We start from the raw sequence: 14,087 nt of genomic DNA, 5'->3' as shown, positions 1-14,087 counted from the left end.
TGGGGTTAGCGCGAATACAGTTCGACCACGAGGCCTTCGTTGATCGAAGGTGGCAGGTCTTCACGAGCCGGGTAGGCCTTGAAGACGCCCTTGCCAGCCTTGGCATCGACTTCGATCCACTGCGGGAAGTTGCGCGATTCGGCAGCTTCGAGCGCACCTTTGGTGCGCAGCTGGGTCTTGGCATTTTCGGTTAGCTGCACCACATCGCCCGGTCTTACACTGTAAGATGGAATATTGGTGCGTTTGCCATTGACCAGAACGCCGTTATGACGAACGATCTGGCGTGCCTCGGCACGCGAGGCGCCGAAACCCATACGATAGGCGACGGCATCCAGACGGCATTCGAGCAGCTTGAGCAGGTTCTCGCCAGTCTGGCCTTTCTGGCTTTCGGCCTGGGCAAAAGTCTTGCGGAACTGGCGCTCGAGGACGCCATAGATGCGGCGGATCTTCTGTTTCTCACGCAACTGCTGGCCATAGCCGGAGAGGCGCTGGCCGGATTTCTGGCCATGCTGGCCGGGTGCATAGGCGCGCCGTTCGACGGCGCACTTGTCGGTGAAGCACTTTTCTCCCTTGAGGAAGAGCTTCTCGCCTTCGCGACGGCACTGGCGGCACTTGGCATCAAGATTACGGGCCACTATTTACTCCTTGTACCTTAGATGCGACGGCGCTTGGGTGGCCGGCAACCGTTGTGAGGAATCGGGGTGATGTCGGTGATGCTGGTGATCTTCATGCCGAGTGCGTTGAGCGCACGGACTGCGGACTCGCGGCCGGGGCCGGGGCCTTTGATGCGTACTTCGAGATTCTTGACGCCGCATTCCTGGGCGGCCTTGCCGGCTGCCTCGGCCGCCACCTGCGCCGCGAACGGGGTGCTCTTGCGCGAACCCTTGAAGCCGGCGCCGCCGGACGTGGCCCACGACAACGCGTTACCCTGGCGGTCGGTGATGGTGATGATGGTGTTGTTGAACGAGGCATGCACGTGGGCGATGCCCTCGGCCACGTTCTTCTTGACCTTTTTGCGAACTTTAGTAGTAGCGGTCTTCGCCATATCGATTCCTAGTTATTTCTTCGCCGCGGCGATTGCCTTGCGCGGTCCCTTGCGCGTGCGGGCGTTGGTACGGGTGCGCTGCCCACGCACCGGCAGGCCGCGACGGTGGCGCACGCCACGATAGCAGCCGAGATCCATGAGGCGCTTGATGCTCATGGTGACTTCACGACGAAGATCGCCTTCGACGGTAACCTTGCCCACCTCTTCGCGCAGCTTATCCAGCTGGCTGTCGGTGAGATCCTTGACCTTGACCGAGCGTTTGACGCCAACCGCGTCGCAAATTTTCTGCGCGCGCGCGCGGCCGATGCCGTAGATCGCGGTCAGCGCAATCTCGGTGTGCTGGTGGTTCGGTATATTGACGCCTGCAATACGGGCCATGTTCTTACCTTGTACTTATTTGTCGCCGAAATTCGGAGAACTGGAAATTATATCCGACGCGGGATGCTTGATCAACCCTGCCGTTGTTTGTGACGCGGATCAGTACAGATGACCCGAACCACACCCTTACGGCGGATGATTTTGCAATTGCGGCAGATGCACTTGACCGAAGCTAATACTTTCATGATGAATCTCCGGAAATAACTACTTGGCGCGAAACACGATACGGCCCTTGGTCAGGTCGTAAGGCGTCAGTTGCACGGTAACCTTGTCTCCCGGCAGGATGCGGATGTAATGCATGCGCATCTTTCCCGAGATGTGTCCCAATACTACATGCCCGTTTTCGAGCTTGACGCGAAACGTCGCGTTGGGGAGGTTTTCCACCACCTCTCCCAGCATCTCGATAACGTCTTCCTTCGCCATAAAAATTCAAGCTCAACGAATCGGCAAACCCGATCCCTTGAAATTCGCCTTCTTCAGCAGGCTCTCATACTGATGCGACATGACGTAGGCTTGCACCTGCGACATAAAATCCATGGTAACCACGACAATGATCAACAGGCTCGTGCCGCCGAAGTAGAACGGCACATTGAACTTGAGAACCAGAAATTCAGGAATCAGGCAAACAATGGTGACGTACGCGGCGCCGACCAAGGTCAGGCGCATCAATATTTTATCAATGTAACGCGAGGTCTGTTCGCCAGGGCGAATGCCCGGCACAAAAGCGCCGCTCTTTTTCAGGTTGTCCGCGGTCTCTTTCGAGTTGAAAACCAACGCTGTATAAAAGAAACAGAAGAACACGATGGCCGTCGCGTAAAGCATGACGTAAATCGGCTGGCCGGGTGACAGTTTGGCCGCGAAATCCTTGAGCCAATAGACCTTGTCGGACGATCCAAACCACTGAGCGACGGTAGCAGGGAAAAGAATGATCGAGGAGGCAAAAATCGGCGGGATCACGCCCGACATATTGAGCTTGAGCGGCAAGTGGGAACTCTGCCCGCCGTAGACCTTGTTGCCGACCTGTCGCTTGGCGTAGTTAACCAGAATCTTGCGCTGACCGCGTTCGACAAACACCACAAACGCAGTGACCAAGGCCACCAGCAGGCAGATAATCAAGGCCACGACGGGATGCATGGCGCCAGTATTTACCAGCGAAAGCAGGCCACCCAGTGCACTCGGTAGGCCCGCCGCAATGCCGGCGAAAATGATGATGGAAATGCCGTTGCCGAGACCTCTTTCGGTAATCTGTTCACCAAGCCACATCAGGAAGAGCGTGCCCGTCACCAATGTCGCTACGGTAGTAAGACGGAACACCATGCCCGGATCGAGCACCAAACCCGGCTGGGATTCAAGCATTATCGCGATACCTGACGCCTGGAACAGGGCCAGACCGACGGTGCCGTAACGGGTGTATTGCGTGATCTTGCGCCTGCCGGCTTCGCCCTCTTTTTTGAGCGCCTCGAGGGAAGGCACGGCGATCGACATCAGCTGCATGATGATCGACGACGAGATGTAGGGCATGATGCCCAGCGCAAAGATCGTGAAACGCGACAACGCACCGCCGGAGAAAAGATTGAAGATGCCGAGAATGCCGCCCTTATTCGACTGGAATAATTCGGCCAGACGCATCGGATCGATGCCAGGTACCGGAATGTGCGCACCGATACGAAACACGACCAGTGCGCCCAGCAGAAACCACAGCCGGCGCCAGAGATCGCCGAACTTGCCTGTTGGTTTTGCGGTAGTGGACATAATTCCCGGTCTTCTGTGATCGATTACTCGGCAGCCACCGAGCCACCGGCTGCTTCGATTGCCGCCTTGGCGCCCTTGGTCGCACCGACACCCTTCAGCGTTACCTTGCGCGTCAGCTCGCCGGAAAGAATTACCTTGACCGACAACGCCCCGCCCGGCACCACGCCAGCCTGTTTCAGCGCCAGCAGGTCGATTTCATCCACCGGCAGCTTGGCCAGTTCGGAAAGACGCACCTCGACGTTACGCGCCGCCGTCAGCGAGACAAAGCCGCGCTTCGGCAAGCGGCGCTGCAACGGCATCTGGCCGCCTTCAAAACCAACCTTATGAAAGCCGCCGGCACGAGACTTTTGTCCCTTGTGGCCACGCCCTGCCGTCTTGCCAAGGCCACTACCAATACCGCGACCAACGCGGCGTTTGGTGTGCCTGGCACCGGTACCCGGTTTGAGATTGTTCAATTCCATGATTCTTAACCCTCGACCTTCACCAGATAGGCGACCTTGTTGATCATGCCGCGTACCGCCGGCGTATCTTCCAGTTCAACGGTATGGCGGATGCGACGCAGACCGAGGCCGCGCACGGTGGCGCGATGATCCTGCTTGGTGCCGATGACACCCTTGACCAGCGTCACCCTGATTTTTTTGTCGGCCATGACTTACTCCAGAATTTCCTGAACGGTCTTGCCACGCTTGGCCGCAATTTCGGCTGGCGTGCTGGTCGCGAGCAGACCCTTGATGGTGGCGCGCACGACGTTATAGGGATTGGTTGGGCCGATGGCTTTCGCCACGACATCGGTCACGCCCATGACTTCGAATACCGCACGCATGGCGCCGCCGGCGATCACGCCGGTACCAGGCGCAGCGGGCTGCATCAGCACCCGGGTCGAACCATGCTTGCCGGTGATCGTATGGTGCAGCGTGCCGTCCTTGAGGCTGACCTTGTTCATCTTACGGCGAGCTTCATCCATCGCCTTTTGCACGGCAACCGGAACCTCGCGCGACTTGCCCTTGCCCATGCCAACGGCACCATCACCATCGCCCACCACGGTCAGCGCGGCGAAGCCGAGAATCCGGCCACCCTTCACTACCTTGGTGACGCGATTGATGGAGACCATCTTCTCGCGCAAGCCGTCATCGGGTTTGTCCTGTGCCTGTTGCTGCTTTCTGCCTTGCGGTTTAGCCATCTTGGTCTCCGCCTAAAACTTGAGGCCGCTCTCGCGGGCCGCTTCGGCCAGCGCTTTGACGCGGCCGTGAAAATGGAAGCCCGAGCGATCGAAAGCTACATCGTCGATGCCCTTGGCCTTGGCGCGCTCGGCAATCAATTTACCGACCACCTTGGCCGCCTCAACGTTGCCGCCGTTTGGTACCTGCTTCTTCACGTCTGCTTCAGCCGTCGAGGCCGCCGCCAGCACCTGGGTACCGCAGCTGGAAAAAATCTGTGCGTAGATGTGGCTGTTGGTGCGATGCACCGCAAGACGCACACGCTTCTGCTCGGCGATCCTGGCGCGGGTTTTACGCGCCCTGCGCAAACGAGTCTGGTTCTTGTCCATGATTTCGCGCCCTTACTTCTTCTTGGTTTCCTTGATCACCACCGTTTCGTCTGAATAGCGCACGCCCTTGCCCTTGTAGGGTTCCGGCGCGCGATAGGCGCGAACTTCAGCGGCTACCTGACCGACCTGTTGACGGTCGATCCCCTTGATCACGATTTCAGTCTGCGTTGGGGTTTCCACCTTCACCCCTGCGGGCATCATGTGCACCACGGGGTGGGAGAAACCCAGCGTCAGGTTGAGTTTGTCGCCCTGAGCCTGGGCACGGTAACCCACGCCGACCAGCGTCAGCTTCTTCTCGAAACCCTTGGTGACGCCGCTGACCATATTGTTCACCAGCGCACGCATGGTGCCGGACATGGCGCCTGCATTCGGCGCACCGGCCACGGCCTTGCACAGCAGCTGGTCGCCTTCGCGCTCGATCTTGACCGAGGGCAGAACGAATTGCTTCATGGTGCCAAGCGGACCCTTGATGCTGATTTCGCTCGAACTCAACGTGACGTCCACACCCTTGGGAACGTCGACCGGATATTTGGCTACACGTGACATCGCGTTGTTCTCCTCAGGCGACCACGCAAAGGACTTCGCCGCCAACATTGCTGGCGCGCGCCTTGCGGTCGGTCATGACGCCCTTCGGCGTGGAAACGATGGCGACGCCGAGGCCATTCAACACGCGCGGCAGGTCATCCTTGCCTTTATAGACGCGCAGACCCGGAGTCGAAATACGCTCGATGCGGGCGATGACGGGACGACCGGCGTAATACTTCAGCGCGATGTCGAGCTGGGCCTTGCCACCGTTCTCTCGCACGACATAGTCGCCGATATAACCCTCATCCTTCAGCACTTCAGCAATCGACACCTTGAGCTTGGAGGACGGCATCGTCACCGAGGCCTTTTCGACCATCTGTGCGTTGCGGATGCGGGTCAGCATGTCAGCAATAGGATCGCTCATACTCATATCGTCGTCCCCCTTACCAACTGGCCTTGGTCATGCCCGGCACTTCGCCGCGCATGGCGCTTTCGCGCAGTTTCAAACGGCATAGACCGAACTTGCGGAACACGCCGCGCGGACGCCCGGTCAAGGCGCAACGATTGCGCTGACGGGTCGGGCTCGCGTCGCGCGGCAGCGCCTGCAGCTTGAGGCGCGCCTCGAAACGTTCTTCGTCCGACAGCTTTACATTGTTGATGATGGCGAAGAGCGCGGCACGCTTGGTAGCATACTTCGCCACCGTCTTGGTGCGCTTGTCTTCGCGATTCTTGATTGCCATTTTCGCCATGGTTCCCTCAGTTCTTGAAGGGGAATTTGAAAGCGGTGAGGAGCGCCTTGGCTTCCCCATCGGTCTTTGCCGTCGTCGTGATACTGATGTTCATGCCACGTAGCGCGTCGATCTTGTCGTATTCGATTTCGGGGAAGATGATCTGTTCCTTGACGCCGAGGTTGTAGTTGCCGCGACCGTCAAAGCCTTTGCCCGAGATGCCGCGGAAGTCGCGCACGCGTGGCAGTGCAACGGTCACCAGGCGATCAAGGAATTCATACATCTGGCAGCCGCGCAGCGTGACCATGCAGCCGATCGGATAGTTTTCCCGAATCTTGAATCCGGCAATCGCCTTGCGTGCCTTGGTGACAACGGGCTTTTGGCCGGCAATCTTGGTCATGTCACCAACCGCGTGTTCGAGAATCTTCTTGTCGCCAACCGCTTCGCCGACCCCCATGTTGAGGGTAATCTTGGTGATGCGGGGGACTTCCATGACAGATTTGTAACCGAACTTTTTTTGCAGTTCGGGCATCACGGATTCTTTGTAGAAACTTTGCAAGCGCGCCATATCGGTTCCTTACGCGTCGACGTTTTCGCCGTTCGATTTGAACACCCGAACCTTGCGACCGTCTTCGAGCGTCTTGAAACCGACGCGGTCCGCCTTCTGGGTGACTGGATTGAACAGCGCCACATTGGAAATCTGGATCGGCATTTCTTTTTCGATGATGCCGCCGGGTTGTCCCTTCATCGGATTCGGGCGGGTATGTTTCTTGACCCGGTTGACACCTTCGACCATCACGTGCTGATCGTCGAACCAAGACAGCACGGAGCCGCGCTTGCCCTTGTCCTTGCCGGCAACAACGATCACGCCGTCACCCTTGCGAATCTTGTTCATGAGCCGAATCCTCAGAGAACTTCGGGAGCAAGCGACACGATCTTCATGAAGCGCTCGGTGCGCAACTCGCGCGTGACCGGGCCGAAGATGCGGGTGCCGATAGGCTCCATCTTGTTGTTGAGCAGAACGGCGGCATTGCCGTCGAACTTGACCAGCGAACCGTCGGGGCGACGCACGCCCTTCGCGGTGCGGACCACTACGGCGCTATAAACTTCGCCCTTCTTGACGCGACCGCGCGGAGCGGCATCCCTGATGCTGACCTTGATGACGTCGCCAATGCCGGCATAACGGCGCTTGGAGCCGCCCATCACCTTGATACACATCACCGAACGCGCGCCGGTATTGTCGGCCACGTCGAGGATCGATTGCATTTGAATCATCGTAATTTCTCCAACTTAATCCGCTTACACGTCGACACGCGACAGCGGTCAGTCTTGGAACCCATCGGATCGGGGATCCTTTAGGTCGTTCGCCAAGCCACTGCTTGAACACGGCGGCTCTGGCGCGAGCAAGGGGGCGAATACTACTTTGTGCCCCTTTTTACGTCAACACAATTCATAAAATAAATTGTACTGGCGTACTACCGTAGCATTCAGACTGCGCGCGACTTCTCGATCACGCGCGTCACCCGCCACGCCTTGGTCTTGGAAATCGGCGCGGTTTCCTCGATCTGCACCAGGTCGCCATCATGCGCCTCCATGCCTTCCACATGAGCGTGGTACTTGCGCGAACGGGTCAGCACCTTGCCGATCAGGGGATGCTTGACGCGACGCTCGACCAGCACCGTCACGGTCTTGTTCATCTTGTCGCTGACCACACGGCCTTGCAACGTGCGGTGTACTACTGTCTTGGTCTCGCTCATTTCGCCGCTGCCTTTTCACGCTGAAGGGTTTTCACGCGCGCAATGTCCTTGCGTACCTTGCCAAGCTGACTGGTGTTGGTGAGCTGCTGGGTCGCGATTTGCATGCGCAGGGAAAACTGCGCGCGCCGCAGGTCGAGCAACTCTTTTTCCAGCTCGGCGCCGTTTTTCTGCCTGAGTTCACTGGCTTTCATGTCTTACCCCAAATGGCGTGTAACGAAGGTGGTCGCCAAGGGAAGCTTGGCGGCGGCAAGGCGAAACGCCTCGCGTGCCAGCGCTTCATCGACGCCATCCATTTCATAGAGCACTTTGCCCGGCTGAATCTCGGCGACCCAATACTCGGGGTTGCCCTTGCCGTTACCCATCCGGACTTCAGCCGGCTTCTTGGAAATCGGCTTGTCCGGAAAAATGCGGATCCAGATGCGGCCGCCACGCTTGATATGCCGTGTCATGGCGCGACGTGCCGCTTCGATCTGGCGTGCGGTCAGGCGGCCGCGAACGATGGCTTTGAGACCGTATTCGCCGAAACTAACCTTGGCGCCGCGCGTGGCGAGACCGGTATTGCGGCCCTTCTGTTCCTTGCGATATTTTCTGCGTGCAGGTTGCAGCATTGCTGATTACTCCTTACCTTCCTTGGTGCCCGTCGTGTCTTCGGTTTTCGGCGCAGCCTTGCGCACGCGCTTGACAGCGGCCTTGACTGCATCGCCGGGTTTATCAGTATCGGGCTTAACGGCGGCGCGCTTGGTTGCGGCGGGCGCGGGTTTGGCATCATCTCCCGCCTCGGCCTTGGCCGGACGTGAAGGTTTGCGTATTTTTTTGGCGGGTTCCTCGGCTTGTTCTTGCGCCAGCGTCGGCAATTCTCCCTTGCCTACCGCTTCACCCTTGAACACCCACACCTTGATACCGATGATGCCGTAGGTAGTCTTGGCTTCCGCAGTACCGTAATCGATATCGGCACGCAGCGTATGCAGCGGCACGCGGCCTTCGCGATACCACTCGGTACGCGCGATTTCGGCACCGTTCAGGCGGCCCGCGCTCATGATCTTGATACCTTGGGCGCCGAGGCGCATGGCGTTCTGCATGGCGCGTTTCATGGCGCGACGAAACATGATGCGTTTTTCGAGTTGCTGGGCAATCGAATCGGCGATCAGTTGCGCATCGAGCTCCGGCTTGCGGATTTCCTCGATGTTGACATGTACCGGCACGCCCATGCGTTTCTGCAGTTCGGCCTTGAGCGCCTCAATGTCCTCGCCCTTCTTGCCGATGACGACGCCGGGGCGGGCACTAAACACGGTAACGCGGGCATTCTTCGCCGGGCGCTCGATGACGACGCGGCCGACGGAGGCATGCGCCAGCTTCTTCTTCAGGTAATCGCGAACTTCGATGTCTTCCTTCAGCATCTTCGGGAAGTTCTTGCTGGTGGCATACCAGCGCGACGTCCAGTCACGCGAGACGGCGAGGCGGAAACCGGTCGGATGAATCTTCTGTCCCATACTTTCTCCTTAATCCCCGACAGTCACGAAGATGTGGCAGGTGGGCTTGACAATGCGATTGCCACGGCCCTTGGCGCGCGCGGTGAAGCGCTTGAGTACCGGCCCCTTCTCGACGTAGATGGTCTTGACCTTGAGCGTGTCGATGTCGGCGCCATCGTTGTGCTCGGCATTTGCGATGGCCGATTCGAGCACTTTTTTCAGGATAGTGGCGCCCTTCTTCGGGCTGAAGGCCAGGATGTTGAGCGCCTGATCCACCGGCTTGCCGCGAATCTGATCCGCCACCTGGCGGCCCTTTTGATCCGACAGACGAACGCCGCGCAAAATTGCTTTGGTTTCCATGGTCATCCTTTCTTGGCCGGACCGGCAGCGGCTTTCTTGCCACCGGTATGGCCCTTGAAGGTGCGCGTCAGCGCAAATTCGCCGAGCTTGTGGCCCACCATGTTTTCCGACACGTAGATCGGGATATGCTGCTTGCCGTTATGCACGGCGATCGTGAGGCCGACGAAATCGGGCAGGATCGTGGAACGACGCGACCAGGTCTTGATCGGACGCTTGTCGTTGCTGCCGCGCGAGGCTTCGACCTTCTTGACCAGATGATCGTCGACGAACGGGCCCTTTTTAATGGAACGTGCCATGGCTTACCTCTTACCTTTCGGCCTGCGCTGGACGATCATGCCGTCCGTGCGCTTGTTGTTACGGGTGCGATAACCCTTGGTCGGCTGGCCCCATGGGCTGACCGGCACACGGCCCTCGCCAGTCTTGCCTTCGCCGCCGCCATGCGGGTGATCAACCGGGTTCATGACGACGCCACGCACCGTCGGACGGATACCGCGCCAACGGTTTGCGCCCGCCTTGCCGATCTTGCGCAGGTTGTTTTCTTCGTTGCCGACTTCACCAATCGTCGCGCGGCATTCAACATGAATACGGCGGATTTCACCTGAGCGCAGGCGGATCTGGGCGTAAGTGCCTTCACGCGCCAGCAGCTGCACGGAGGTGCCGGCCGAGCGCGCCAGTTGCGCGCCCTTGCCCGCTGTCATTTCGACGCAGTGAATCGTGGTGCCGACCGGGATATTGCGGATCGGCAGCGTATTGCCGGGCTTGATCGGGGCTTCCGCGCCGCTGATCACTTCCTGTCCAACCATCATGCCCTTGGTCGCAATGATGTAACGGCGCTCGCCGTCGGCATAAAGCAACAGGGCAATATGGGCGCTGCGATTCGGATCGTATTCGAGACGTTCCACCTTCGCCGCAATGCCATCCTTGTCGCGACGGAAGTCGACCACGCGATACTGCTGCTTGTGGCCGCCACCCTTGTGCCGCGTCGTGATGTGGCCGTGCGTGTTGCGCCCGGCCTTGCTGATCTGCGATTCGGTCAGCGCATCGTGCGGACGACCCTTGTGCAAATGCGCGTTGACGACCCTGACGACGCCGCGACGACCGGGCGAAGTGGGCTTGAGTTTGACCAGTGCCATTTACGCAGCCCCCCCTTCGGTAAAGTTGATTTCCTGTCCGGGTTTGAGGCAGACGAATGCCTTCCTGACATCGCTGCGACTGCCCATGAAGCGGCCAAAGCGCTTTTTCTTGCCCTTGAGGTTGGCCACCTGGACCGACTTGACCTCGACCTTGAACAGCAGTTCGACGGCCGCCTTGATCTCGGGCTTGGTGGCATCGGGCGTGACAATAAACACAACCTGCTCGTTCTTGTCGGCAAGGTAAGTCGCCTTTTCCGAGATTTGCGGCGCGACCAGCACCTGGAGCAAACGCTCCTGATTGAAATTCTTGCTCATGCCAGCATCTCCTCGATCTTGGCCATGGCGCCCTTGGTCACCAGCACCTTGGGAAAACGGATCAGCGATACCGGATCGGCATACTGTGCCTCGAGCACCAGCAGGTTGGGCAGGTTGCGCGCGGCCAGTTGCAGGTTTTCATCGATGCTGTCGGTGATGACGAGCACGGAATCGAGCCCCATGCCCTTGAGCTTGCTCGCCACCAGTTTCGTCTTGGGTGCATCCACGGCAAAAGTCTCGATCACGGCGAGACGATCTTCGCGGGCCAGTTGCGACAGAATCGCAGCGAGGCCGGCACGAAACATCTTGCGGTTAACTTTTTGCGTGAAATTTTCTTCCGGCGAATTCGGGAAAATGCGTCCACCGCCACGCCACAGCGGGCTGGAGGTCATGCCGGCACGGGCGCGTCCGGTACCTTTTTGGCGGAACGGCTTCTTCGTGCTGTGATGAACTTCTTCGCGATCTTTCTGCTTGCGATTGCCGGAGCGAGCGTTGGCCTGGTAGGCGACAACAATCTGATGGATCAGCGCCTCGTTGTAGTCGCGGCCAAACAGGGCATCCGAGGCGCTGAACTTGGCAGCTTCCTGGCCTTGATCATTGATGAGTTTCAGTTCCATGATCGCCCCTTATGCCTTGACTGCAGGATTAACGACCACGTCGCCACCCTTGGCGCCGGGCACCGCACCCCTTACCAGCAGCAGCTGGCGCGCTTCGTCGATGCGCACGACTTCGAGGTTTTGCGTGGTACAGGCCATGTCACCGAGGTGACCCGCCATGCGCTTGCCCGGAAACACGCGGCCCGGATCCTGCGCCATGCCGATCGAACCCGGCGCATTGTGTGATACCGAGTTGCCGTGCGAGGCACGCTGCGAGGAGAAGTTGTGACGCCTGATCGCGCCGGCAAAACCCTTGCCGATCGAGGTGCCACTGACATCTACCTTCTGGCCCGGCTGGAAGATCGACACGGAAATCACATCGCCGGGTTTGAACTCGGCGAGCTTTTCCGCATCGACGCGAAATTCCTTTAGGATGTTTCCGGCTTCGACGCCGGCCTTGGCGAGGTGTCCCGCAGCGGATTTGATCACCCGGCTGGCGCGACGCTTGCCAAACGTCACCTGTACGGCGGCATAGCCGTCGGTATCAGGCGTCTTGATTTGTGTGACGCGGTTGTTCGACACATCGAGCACCGTAACCGGGACGGAAGTACCGTCATCGGTAAAGATACGCGTCATGCCGACCTTGCGTCCGACAAGGCCCAGACTCATTTTATTCTCCAAATCTCCGGCTGCGATTGGCCGAAACCCTTACTACGATTCACTGCAACAACCACCCTTGCGAGCGGCCACAAAAATTACTGCAACTTGATTTCGACATCGACACCCGCTGGCAGATCAAGCTTCATCAATGCATCGACGGTTTTGTCGGTGGGGTCGATGATGTCCATCAGGCGCAGGTGGGTACGAATTTCAAACTGGTCGCGCGAGGTCTTGTTCACATGCGGTGAACGCAACACATCAAAGCGCTCGATACGCGTCGGCAACGGCACCGGGCCACGTACAACGGCGCCAGTGCGCTTGGCGGTATCCACGATCTCAAGCGCCGACTGGTCAATCAGCTTGTAGTCGAAGGCCTTGAGGCGGATACGAATTCTTTGGCTTTGCATAAAAATCCTTAAAGAGCGATCGCAAATTCTGCGCAAATTGCGAGAGGGCGGCATTCTGCCACTGCCTCCGCCGCATTGCAAGAACTACTTGCATAAAACATATCGGGAGCGAAGCGGCCCAGCTAGTCGCCTCCCCCTCCTCGGGAAGGGGGTCGGGATGGTTCTGGTTTTGCCGTTGGCAAGTTAATGAATGAGCCTGCGGCTCATTCAATAACTTTTGCCACGACACCGGCGCCGACAGTGCGGCCGCCCTCGCGGATGGCGAAGCGCAACCCTTCTTCCATGGCGATCGGGGCGATCAGCTTGACCGTGATCGAGACATTATCCCCAGGCATCACCATTTCCGTCCCCGCCGGCAGCTCGATGCTGCCCGTCACGTCCGTGGTGCGGAAGTAGAACTGCGGCCGGTAACCGTTGAAGAACGGGGTGTGACGACCGCCTTCATCTTTCGACAGCACATACACTTCGGCCGTGAAGTGGGTGTGCGGGGTGATGCTGCCCGGCTTGGCCAGCACTTGGCCGCGCTGCACATCTTCGCGCTTGGTGCCGCGCAGCAGGACGCCAACGTTGTCGCCGGCCTGGCCCTGGTCGAGCAGCTTCCGGAACATTTCGACCCCGGTGCAGGTGGTCTTCTGGGTGGCGCTGATGCCTACGATTTCGATTTCTTCACCCACCTTGATGATGCCGCGCTCTACACGACCGGTAACGACAGTGCCGCGACCGGAGATGGAGAAGACGTCTTCCACCGGCATCAGGAAGGGGCCGTCGATGGCGCGCTTCGGGGCCGGGATGTAGCTGTCGAGGGCTTCGGCCAGCTTGATGATGGAGCCTTCGCCGAGTTCACCCTTGTCGCCTTCGAGGGCCAGCTTGGCGCTGCCGTGAATGATGGGGGTGGCGTCGCCGGGGAAGTCGTATTTGTCGAGCAGTTCTCGCACTTCCATTTCAACCAGTTCGAGCAGTTCGGCATCGTCCACCATGTCGCACTTGTTCATGTAGACGACGATGTAGGGTACGCCGACCTGGCGCGCGAGCAGGATGTGTTCGCGCGTCTGCGGCATCGGGCCGTCTGCGGCCGATACCACCAGAATGGCGCCATCCATCTGCGCCGCGCCGGTGATCATGTTCTTGATGTAGTCGGCGTGGCCCGGACAGTCAACGTGGGCATAGTGCCGGTTGGCTGTCTCGTACTCGACGTGCGCGGTGTTGATGGTGATGCCGCGTGCCTTCTCTTCCGGCGCCGCATCAATCTGGTCGTAGGCCTTGGCTTCTCCGCCAAACTTCGCCGACAGCACCGAGGTTATCGCCGCCGTCAATGTCGTCTTGCCATGATCCACGTGCCCAATCGTCCCTACATTCACGTGCGGCTTCGTCCGCTCAAATTTACCTTTTGCCATTTTTGGATTCCTCTAAAGAACG

Annotated in this window: 28 protein-coding genes; all 28 read right to left on the bottom strand. The window is 59.0% G+C overall.

All coding sequences use genetic code 11. The annotated features are described in order from the left end of the window. Positions 1-5: 5 nt before the first annotated feature. Positions 6-635, bottom strand: a complete 630-nt coding sequence (gene rpsD / locus K5E80_RS14390) for a 30S ribosomal protein S4 (protein WP_220636806.1) — start codon at positions 633-635, stop codon at positions 6-8. Between the two features lie 17 nt (positions 636-652). After that, positions 653-1,045 carry a 30S ribosomal protein S11 gene (gene rpsK / locus K5E80_RS14385; RefSeq protein ID WP_220636805.1) on the bottom strand — a complete coding sequence of 131 codons (393 nt, stop codon included), beginning with the start codon at positions 1,043-1,045 and terminating at the stop codon, positions 653-655. Between the two features lie 12 nt (positions 1,046-1,057). Next, on the bottom strand, positions 1,058-1,423 hold the full coding sequence (rpsM, locus tag K5E80_RS14380; RefSeq protein ID WP_220636804.1) for a 30S ribosomal protein S13: 366 nt from the start codon (positions 1,421-1,423) through the stop codon (positions 1,058-1,060). Between the two features lie 71 nt (positions 1,424-1,494). Then, positions 1,495-1,608, bottom strand: a complete 114-nt coding sequence (gene rpmJ / locus K5E80_RS14375; protein WP_220636803.1) for a 50S ribosomal protein L36 — start codon at positions 1,606-1,608, stop codon at positions 1,495-1,497. 19 nt (positions 1,609-1,627) lie between these two features. Next, positions 1,628-1,846, bottom strand: a complete 219-nt coding sequence (infA, locus tag K5E80_RS14370; RefSeq protein ID WP_220636802.1) for a translation initiation factor IF-1 — start codon at positions 1,844-1,846, stop codon at positions 1,628-1,630. A gap of 12 nt (positions 1,847-1,858) precedes the next feature. After that, the gene (secY, locus tag K5E80_RS14365) at positions 1,859-3,175 is read right to left on the bottom strand and encodes a preprotein translocase subunit SecY (protein ID WP_220636801.1); all 1,317 of its coding nucleotides are present in this window, start codon (positions 3,173-3,175) and stop codon (positions 1,859-1,861) included. A 23-nt stretch (positions 3,176-3,198) separates the two neighbouring features. Further along, the gene (gene rplO / locus K5E80_RS14360) at positions 3,199-3,636 is read right to left on the bottom strand and encodes a 50S ribosomal protein L15 (RefSeq protein ID WP_220636800.1); all 438 of its coding nucleotides are present in this window, start codon (positions 3,634-3,636) and stop codon (positions 3,199-3,201) included. Between the two features lie 5 nt (positions 3,637-3,641). Next, positions 3,642-3,824 (bottom strand): 50S ribosomal protein L30, encoded by a 183-nt coding sequence (gene rpmD / locus K5E80_RS14355; RefSeq protein ID WP_220636799.1) that lies wholly within the window; start codon positions 3,822-3,824, stop codon positions 3,642-3,644. A gap of 3 nt (positions 3,825-3,827) precedes the next feature. Continuing rightward, complete coding sequence (gene rpsE, locus K5E80_RS14350; RefSeq protein WP_220636798.1) at positions 3,828-4,355, bottom strand: 30S ribosomal protein S5; 528 nt, start codon at positions 4,353-4,355, stop codon at positions 3,828-3,830. A 12-nt stretch (positions 4,356-4,367) separates the two neighbouring features. Continuing rightward, complete coding sequence (gene rplR, locus K5E80_RS14345; protein WP_220636797.1) at positions 4,368-4,721, bottom strand: 50S ribosomal protein L18; 354 nt, start codon at positions 4,719-4,721, stop codon at positions 4,368-4,370. A gap of 12 nt (positions 4,722-4,733) precedes the next feature. Next, positions 4,734-5,267: a 50S ribosomal protein L6 gene (gene rplF / locus K5E80_RS14340; protein ID WP_220636796.1), complete on the bottom strand. Its 534-nt coding sequence runs from the start codon at positions 5,265-5,267 to the stop codon at positions 4,734-4,736. A 13-nt stretch (positions 5,268-5,280) separates the two neighbouring features. Next, complete coding sequence (gene rpsH, locus K5E80_RS14335; RefSeq protein WP_220636795.1) at positions 5,281-5,676, bottom strand: 30S ribosomal protein S8; 396 nt, start codon at positions 5,674-5,676, stop codon at positions 5,281-5,283. A gap of 13 nt (positions 5,677-5,689) precedes the next feature. Beyond that, on the bottom strand, positions 5,690-5,995 hold the full coding sequence (gene rpsN, locus K5E80_RS14330; RefSeq protein ID WP_220636794.1) for a 30S ribosomal protein S14: 306 nt from the start codon (positions 5,993-5,995) through the stop codon (positions 5,690-5,692). Between the two features lie 7 nt (positions 5,996-6,002). Next, entirely contained in the window at positions 6,003-6,542 is a 540-nt protein-coding gene (gene rplE, locus K5E80_RS14325; RefSeq protein WP_220636793.1) for a 50S ribosomal protein L5, read from the bottom strand. Positions 6,543-6,551: 9 nt separating this feature from the next. After that, entirely contained in the window at positions 6,552-6,869 is a 318-nt protein-coding gene (gene rplX, locus K5E80_RS14320) for a 50S ribosomal protein L24 (RefSeq protein ID WP_220636792.1), read from the bottom strand. Between the two features lie 11 nt (positions 6,870-6,880). Continuing rightward, entirely contained in the window at positions 6,881-7,249 is a 369-nt protein-coding gene (gene rplN / locus K5E80_RS14315) for a 50S ribosomal protein L14 (protein ID WP_220636791.1), read from the bottom strand. Positions 7,250-7,461: 212 nt separating this feature from the next. Beyond that, a complete protein-coding gene (gene rpsQ, locus K5E80_RS14310) occupies positions 7,462-7,731 on the bottom strand; it encodes a 30S ribosomal protein S17 (RefSeq protein WP_220636790.1) in 270 nt (89 codons plus the stop codon). Beyond that, a complete protein-coding gene (gene rpmC, locus K5E80_RS14305; protein ID WP_220636789.1) occupies positions 7,728-7,922 on the bottom strand; it encodes a 50S ribosomal protein L29 in 195 nt (64 codons plus the stop codon). Before rpmC ends, rpsQ begins: the two co-directional genes overlap by 4 nt. 3 nt (positions 7,923-7,925) lie before the next feature. Then, positions 7,926-8,339, bottom strand: coding sequence for a 50S ribosomal protein L16 (rplP, locus tag K5E80_RS14300; RefSeq protein WP_220636788.1), 414 nt, complete (start codon positions 8,337-8,339; stop codon positions 7,926-7,928). Positions 8,340-8,345: 6 nt separating this feature from the next. Further along, entirely contained in the window at positions 8,346-9,221 is an 876-nt protein-coding gene (gene rpsC, locus K5E80_RS14295) for a 30S ribosomal protein S3 (RefSeq protein ID WP_220636787.1), read from the bottom strand. 9 nt (positions 9,222-9,230) lie between these two features. Continuing rightward, entirely contained in the window at positions 9,231-9,560 is a 330-nt protein-coding gene (gene rplV, locus K5E80_RS14290) for a 50S ribosomal protein L22 (protein WP_220636786.1), read from the bottom strand. Positions 9,561-9,562: 2 nt separating this feature from the next. Continuing rightward, positions 9,563-9,856 (bottom strand): 30S ribosomal protein S19, encoded by a 294-nt coding sequence (gene rpsS, locus K5E80_RS14285; RefSeq protein WP_220636785.1) that lies wholly within the window; start codon positions 9,854-9,856, stop codon positions 9,563-9,565. A 3-nt stretch (positions 9,857-9,859) separates the two neighbouring features. Continuing rightward, the gene (gene rplB / locus K5E80_RS14280; protein ID WP_220636784.1) at positions 9,860-10,693 is read right to left on the bottom strand and encodes a 50S ribosomal protein L2; all 834 of its coding nucleotides are present in this window, start codon (positions 10,691-10,693) and stop codon (positions 9,860-9,862) included. Beyond that, positions 10,694-11,008, bottom strand: a complete 315-nt coding sequence (gene rplW, locus K5E80_RS14275) for a 50S ribosomal protein L23 (RefSeq protein ID WP_220636783.1) — start codon at positions 11,006-11,008, stop codon at positions 10,694-10,696. Beyond that, complete coding sequence (rplD, locus tag K5E80_RS14270) at positions 11,005-11,625, bottom strand: 50S ribosomal protein L4 (RefSeq protein WP_220636782.1); 621 nt, start codon at positions 11,623-11,625, stop codon at positions 11,005-11,007. The genes rplW and rplD overlap by 4 nt, the downstream gene beginning before the upstream one ends. A gap of 9 nt (positions 11,626-11,634) precedes the next feature. Next, positions 11,635-12,273, bottom strand: a complete 639-nt coding sequence (gene rplC, locus K5E80_RS14265) for a 50S ribosomal protein L3 (protein WP_220636781.1) — start codon at positions 12,271-12,273, stop codon at positions 11,635-11,637. An 86-nt stretch (positions 12,274-12,359) separates the two neighbouring features. Further along, on the bottom strand, positions 12,360-12,671 hold the full coding sequence (gene rpsJ / locus K5E80_RS14260; protein ID WP_220636780.1) for a 30S ribosomal protein S10: 312 nt from the start codon (positions 12,669-12,671) through the stop codon (positions 12,360-12,362). A 203-nt stretch (positions 12,672-12,874) separates the two neighbouring features. Next, positions 12,875-14,065, bottom strand: a complete 1,191-nt coding sequence (gene tuf / locus K5E80_RS14255; protein WP_220636768.1) for an elongation factor Tu — start codon at positions 14,063-14,065, stop codon at positions 12,875-12,877. Between the last annotated feature and the right edge of the window lie 22 nt (positions 14,066-14,087).

It is taken from the genome of Georgfuchsia toluolica, assembly GCF_907163265.1.
Classification (GTDB): Bacteria; Pseudomonadota; Gammaproteobacteria; order Burkholderiales; family Rhodocyclaceae; genus Georgfuchsia; species Georgfuchsia toluolica.
This window is presented reverse-complemented; position numbering and strand designations above follow the sequence as displayed.

Bases quoted from the DNA above. Each gene is read 5' to 3' on its own strand.
- rpsK (WP_220636805.1), bottom strand. From the start codon at position 1,045: ATGGCGAAGACCGCTACTACTAAAGTTCGCAAAAAGGTCAAGAAGAAC.
- rpsM (WP_220636804.1), bottom strand. From the start codon at position 1,423: ATGGCCCGTATTGCAGGCGTCAATATACCGAACCACCAGCACACCGAG.
- rpmJ (WP_220636803.1), bottom strand. From the start codon at position 1,608: ATGAAAGTATTAGCTTCGGTCAAGTGCATCTGCCGCAATTGCAAAATC.
- infA (WP_220636802.1), bottom strand. From the start codon at position 1,846: ATGGCGAAGGAAGACGTTATCGAGATGCTGGGAGAGGTGGTGGAAAAC.
- secY (WP_220636801.1), bottom strand. From the start codon at position 3,175: ATGTCCACTACCGCAAAACCAACAGGCAAGTTCGGCGATCTCTGGCGC.
- rplO (WP_220636800.1), bottom strand. From the start codon at position 3,636: ATGGAATTGAACAATCTCAAACCGGGTACCGGTGCCAGGCACACCAAA.
- rpmD (WP_220636799.1), bottom strand. From the start codon at position 3,824: ATGGCCGACAAAAAAATCAGGGTGACGCTGGTCAAGGGTGTCATCGGC.
- rpsE (WP_220636798.1), bottom strand. From the start codon at position 4,355: ATGGCTAAACCGCAAGGCAGAAAGCAGCAACAGGCACAGGACAAACCC.
- rplR (WP_220636797.1), bottom strand. From the start codon at position 4,721: ATGGACAAGAACCAGACTCGTTTGCGCAGGGCGCGTAAAACCCGCGCC.
- rplF (WP_220636796.1), bottom strand. From the start codon at position 5,267: ATGTCACGTGTAGCCAAATATCCGGTCGACGTTCCCAAGGGTGTGGAC.
- rpsH (WP_220636795.1), bottom strand. From the start codon at position 5,676: ATGAGTATGAGCGATCCTATTGCTGACATGCTGACCCGCATCCGCAAC.
- rpsN (WP_220636794.1), bottom strand. From the start codon at position 5,995: ATGGCGAAAATGGCAATCAAGAATCGCGAAGACAAGCGCACCAAGACG.
- rplE (WP_220636793.1), bottom strand. From the start codon at position 6,542: ATGGCGCGCTTGCAAAGTTTCTACAAAGAATCCGTGATGCCCGAACTG.
- rplX (WP_220636792.1), bottom strand. From the start codon at position 6,869: ATGAACAAGATTCGCAAGGGTGACGGCGTGATCGTTGTTGCCGGCAAG.
- rplN (WP_220636791.1), bottom strand. From the start codon at position 7,249: ATGATTCAAATGCAATCGATCCTCGACGTGGCCGACAATACCGGCGCG.
- rpsQ (WP_220636790.1), bottom strand. From the start codon at position 7,731: ATGAGCGAGACCAAGACAGTAGTACACCGCACGTTGCAAGGCCGTGTG.
- rpmC (WP_220636789.1), bottom strand. From the start codon at position 7,922: ATGAAAGCCAGTGAACTCAGGCAGAAAAACGGCGCCGAGCTGGAAAAA.
- rplP (WP_220636788.1), bottom strand. From the start codon at position 8,339: ATGCTGCAACCTGCACGCAGAAAATATCGCAAGGAACAGAAGGGCCGC.
- rpsC (WP_220636787.1), bottom strand. From the start codon at position 9,221: ATGGGACAGAAGATTCATCCGACCGGTTTCCGCCTCGCCGTCTCGCGT.
- rplV (WP_220636786.1), bottom strand. From the start codon at position 9,560: ATGGAAACCAAAGCAATTTTGCGCGGCGTTCGTCTGTCGGATCAAAAG.
- rpsS (WP_220636785.1), bottom strand. From the start codon at position 9,856: ATGGCACGTTCCATTAAAAAGGGCCCGTTCGTCGACGATCATCTGGTC.
- rplB (WP_220636784.1), bottom strand. From the start codon at position 10,693: ATGGCACTGGTCAAACTCAAGCCCACTTCGCCCGGTCGTCGCGGCGTC.
- rplW (WP_220636783.1), bottom strand. From the start codon at position 11,008: ATGAGCAAGAATTTCAATCAGGAGCGTTTGCTCCAGGTGCTGGTCGCG.
- rplD (WP_220636782.1), bottom strand. From the start codon at position 11,625: ATGGAACTGAAACTCATCAATGATCAAGGCCAGGAAGCTGCCAAGTTC.
- rplC (WP_220636781.1), bottom strand. From the start codon at position 12,273: ATGAGTCTGGGCCTTGTCGGACGCAAGGTCGGCATGACGCGTATCTTT.
- rpsJ (WP_220636780.1), bottom strand. From the start codon at position 12,671: ATGCAAAGCCAAAGAATTCGTATCCGCCTCAAGGCCTTCGACTACAAG.
- tuf (WP_220636768.1), bottom strand. From the start codon at position 14,065: ATGGCAAAAGGTAAATTTGAGCGGACGAAGCCGCACGTGAATGTAGGG.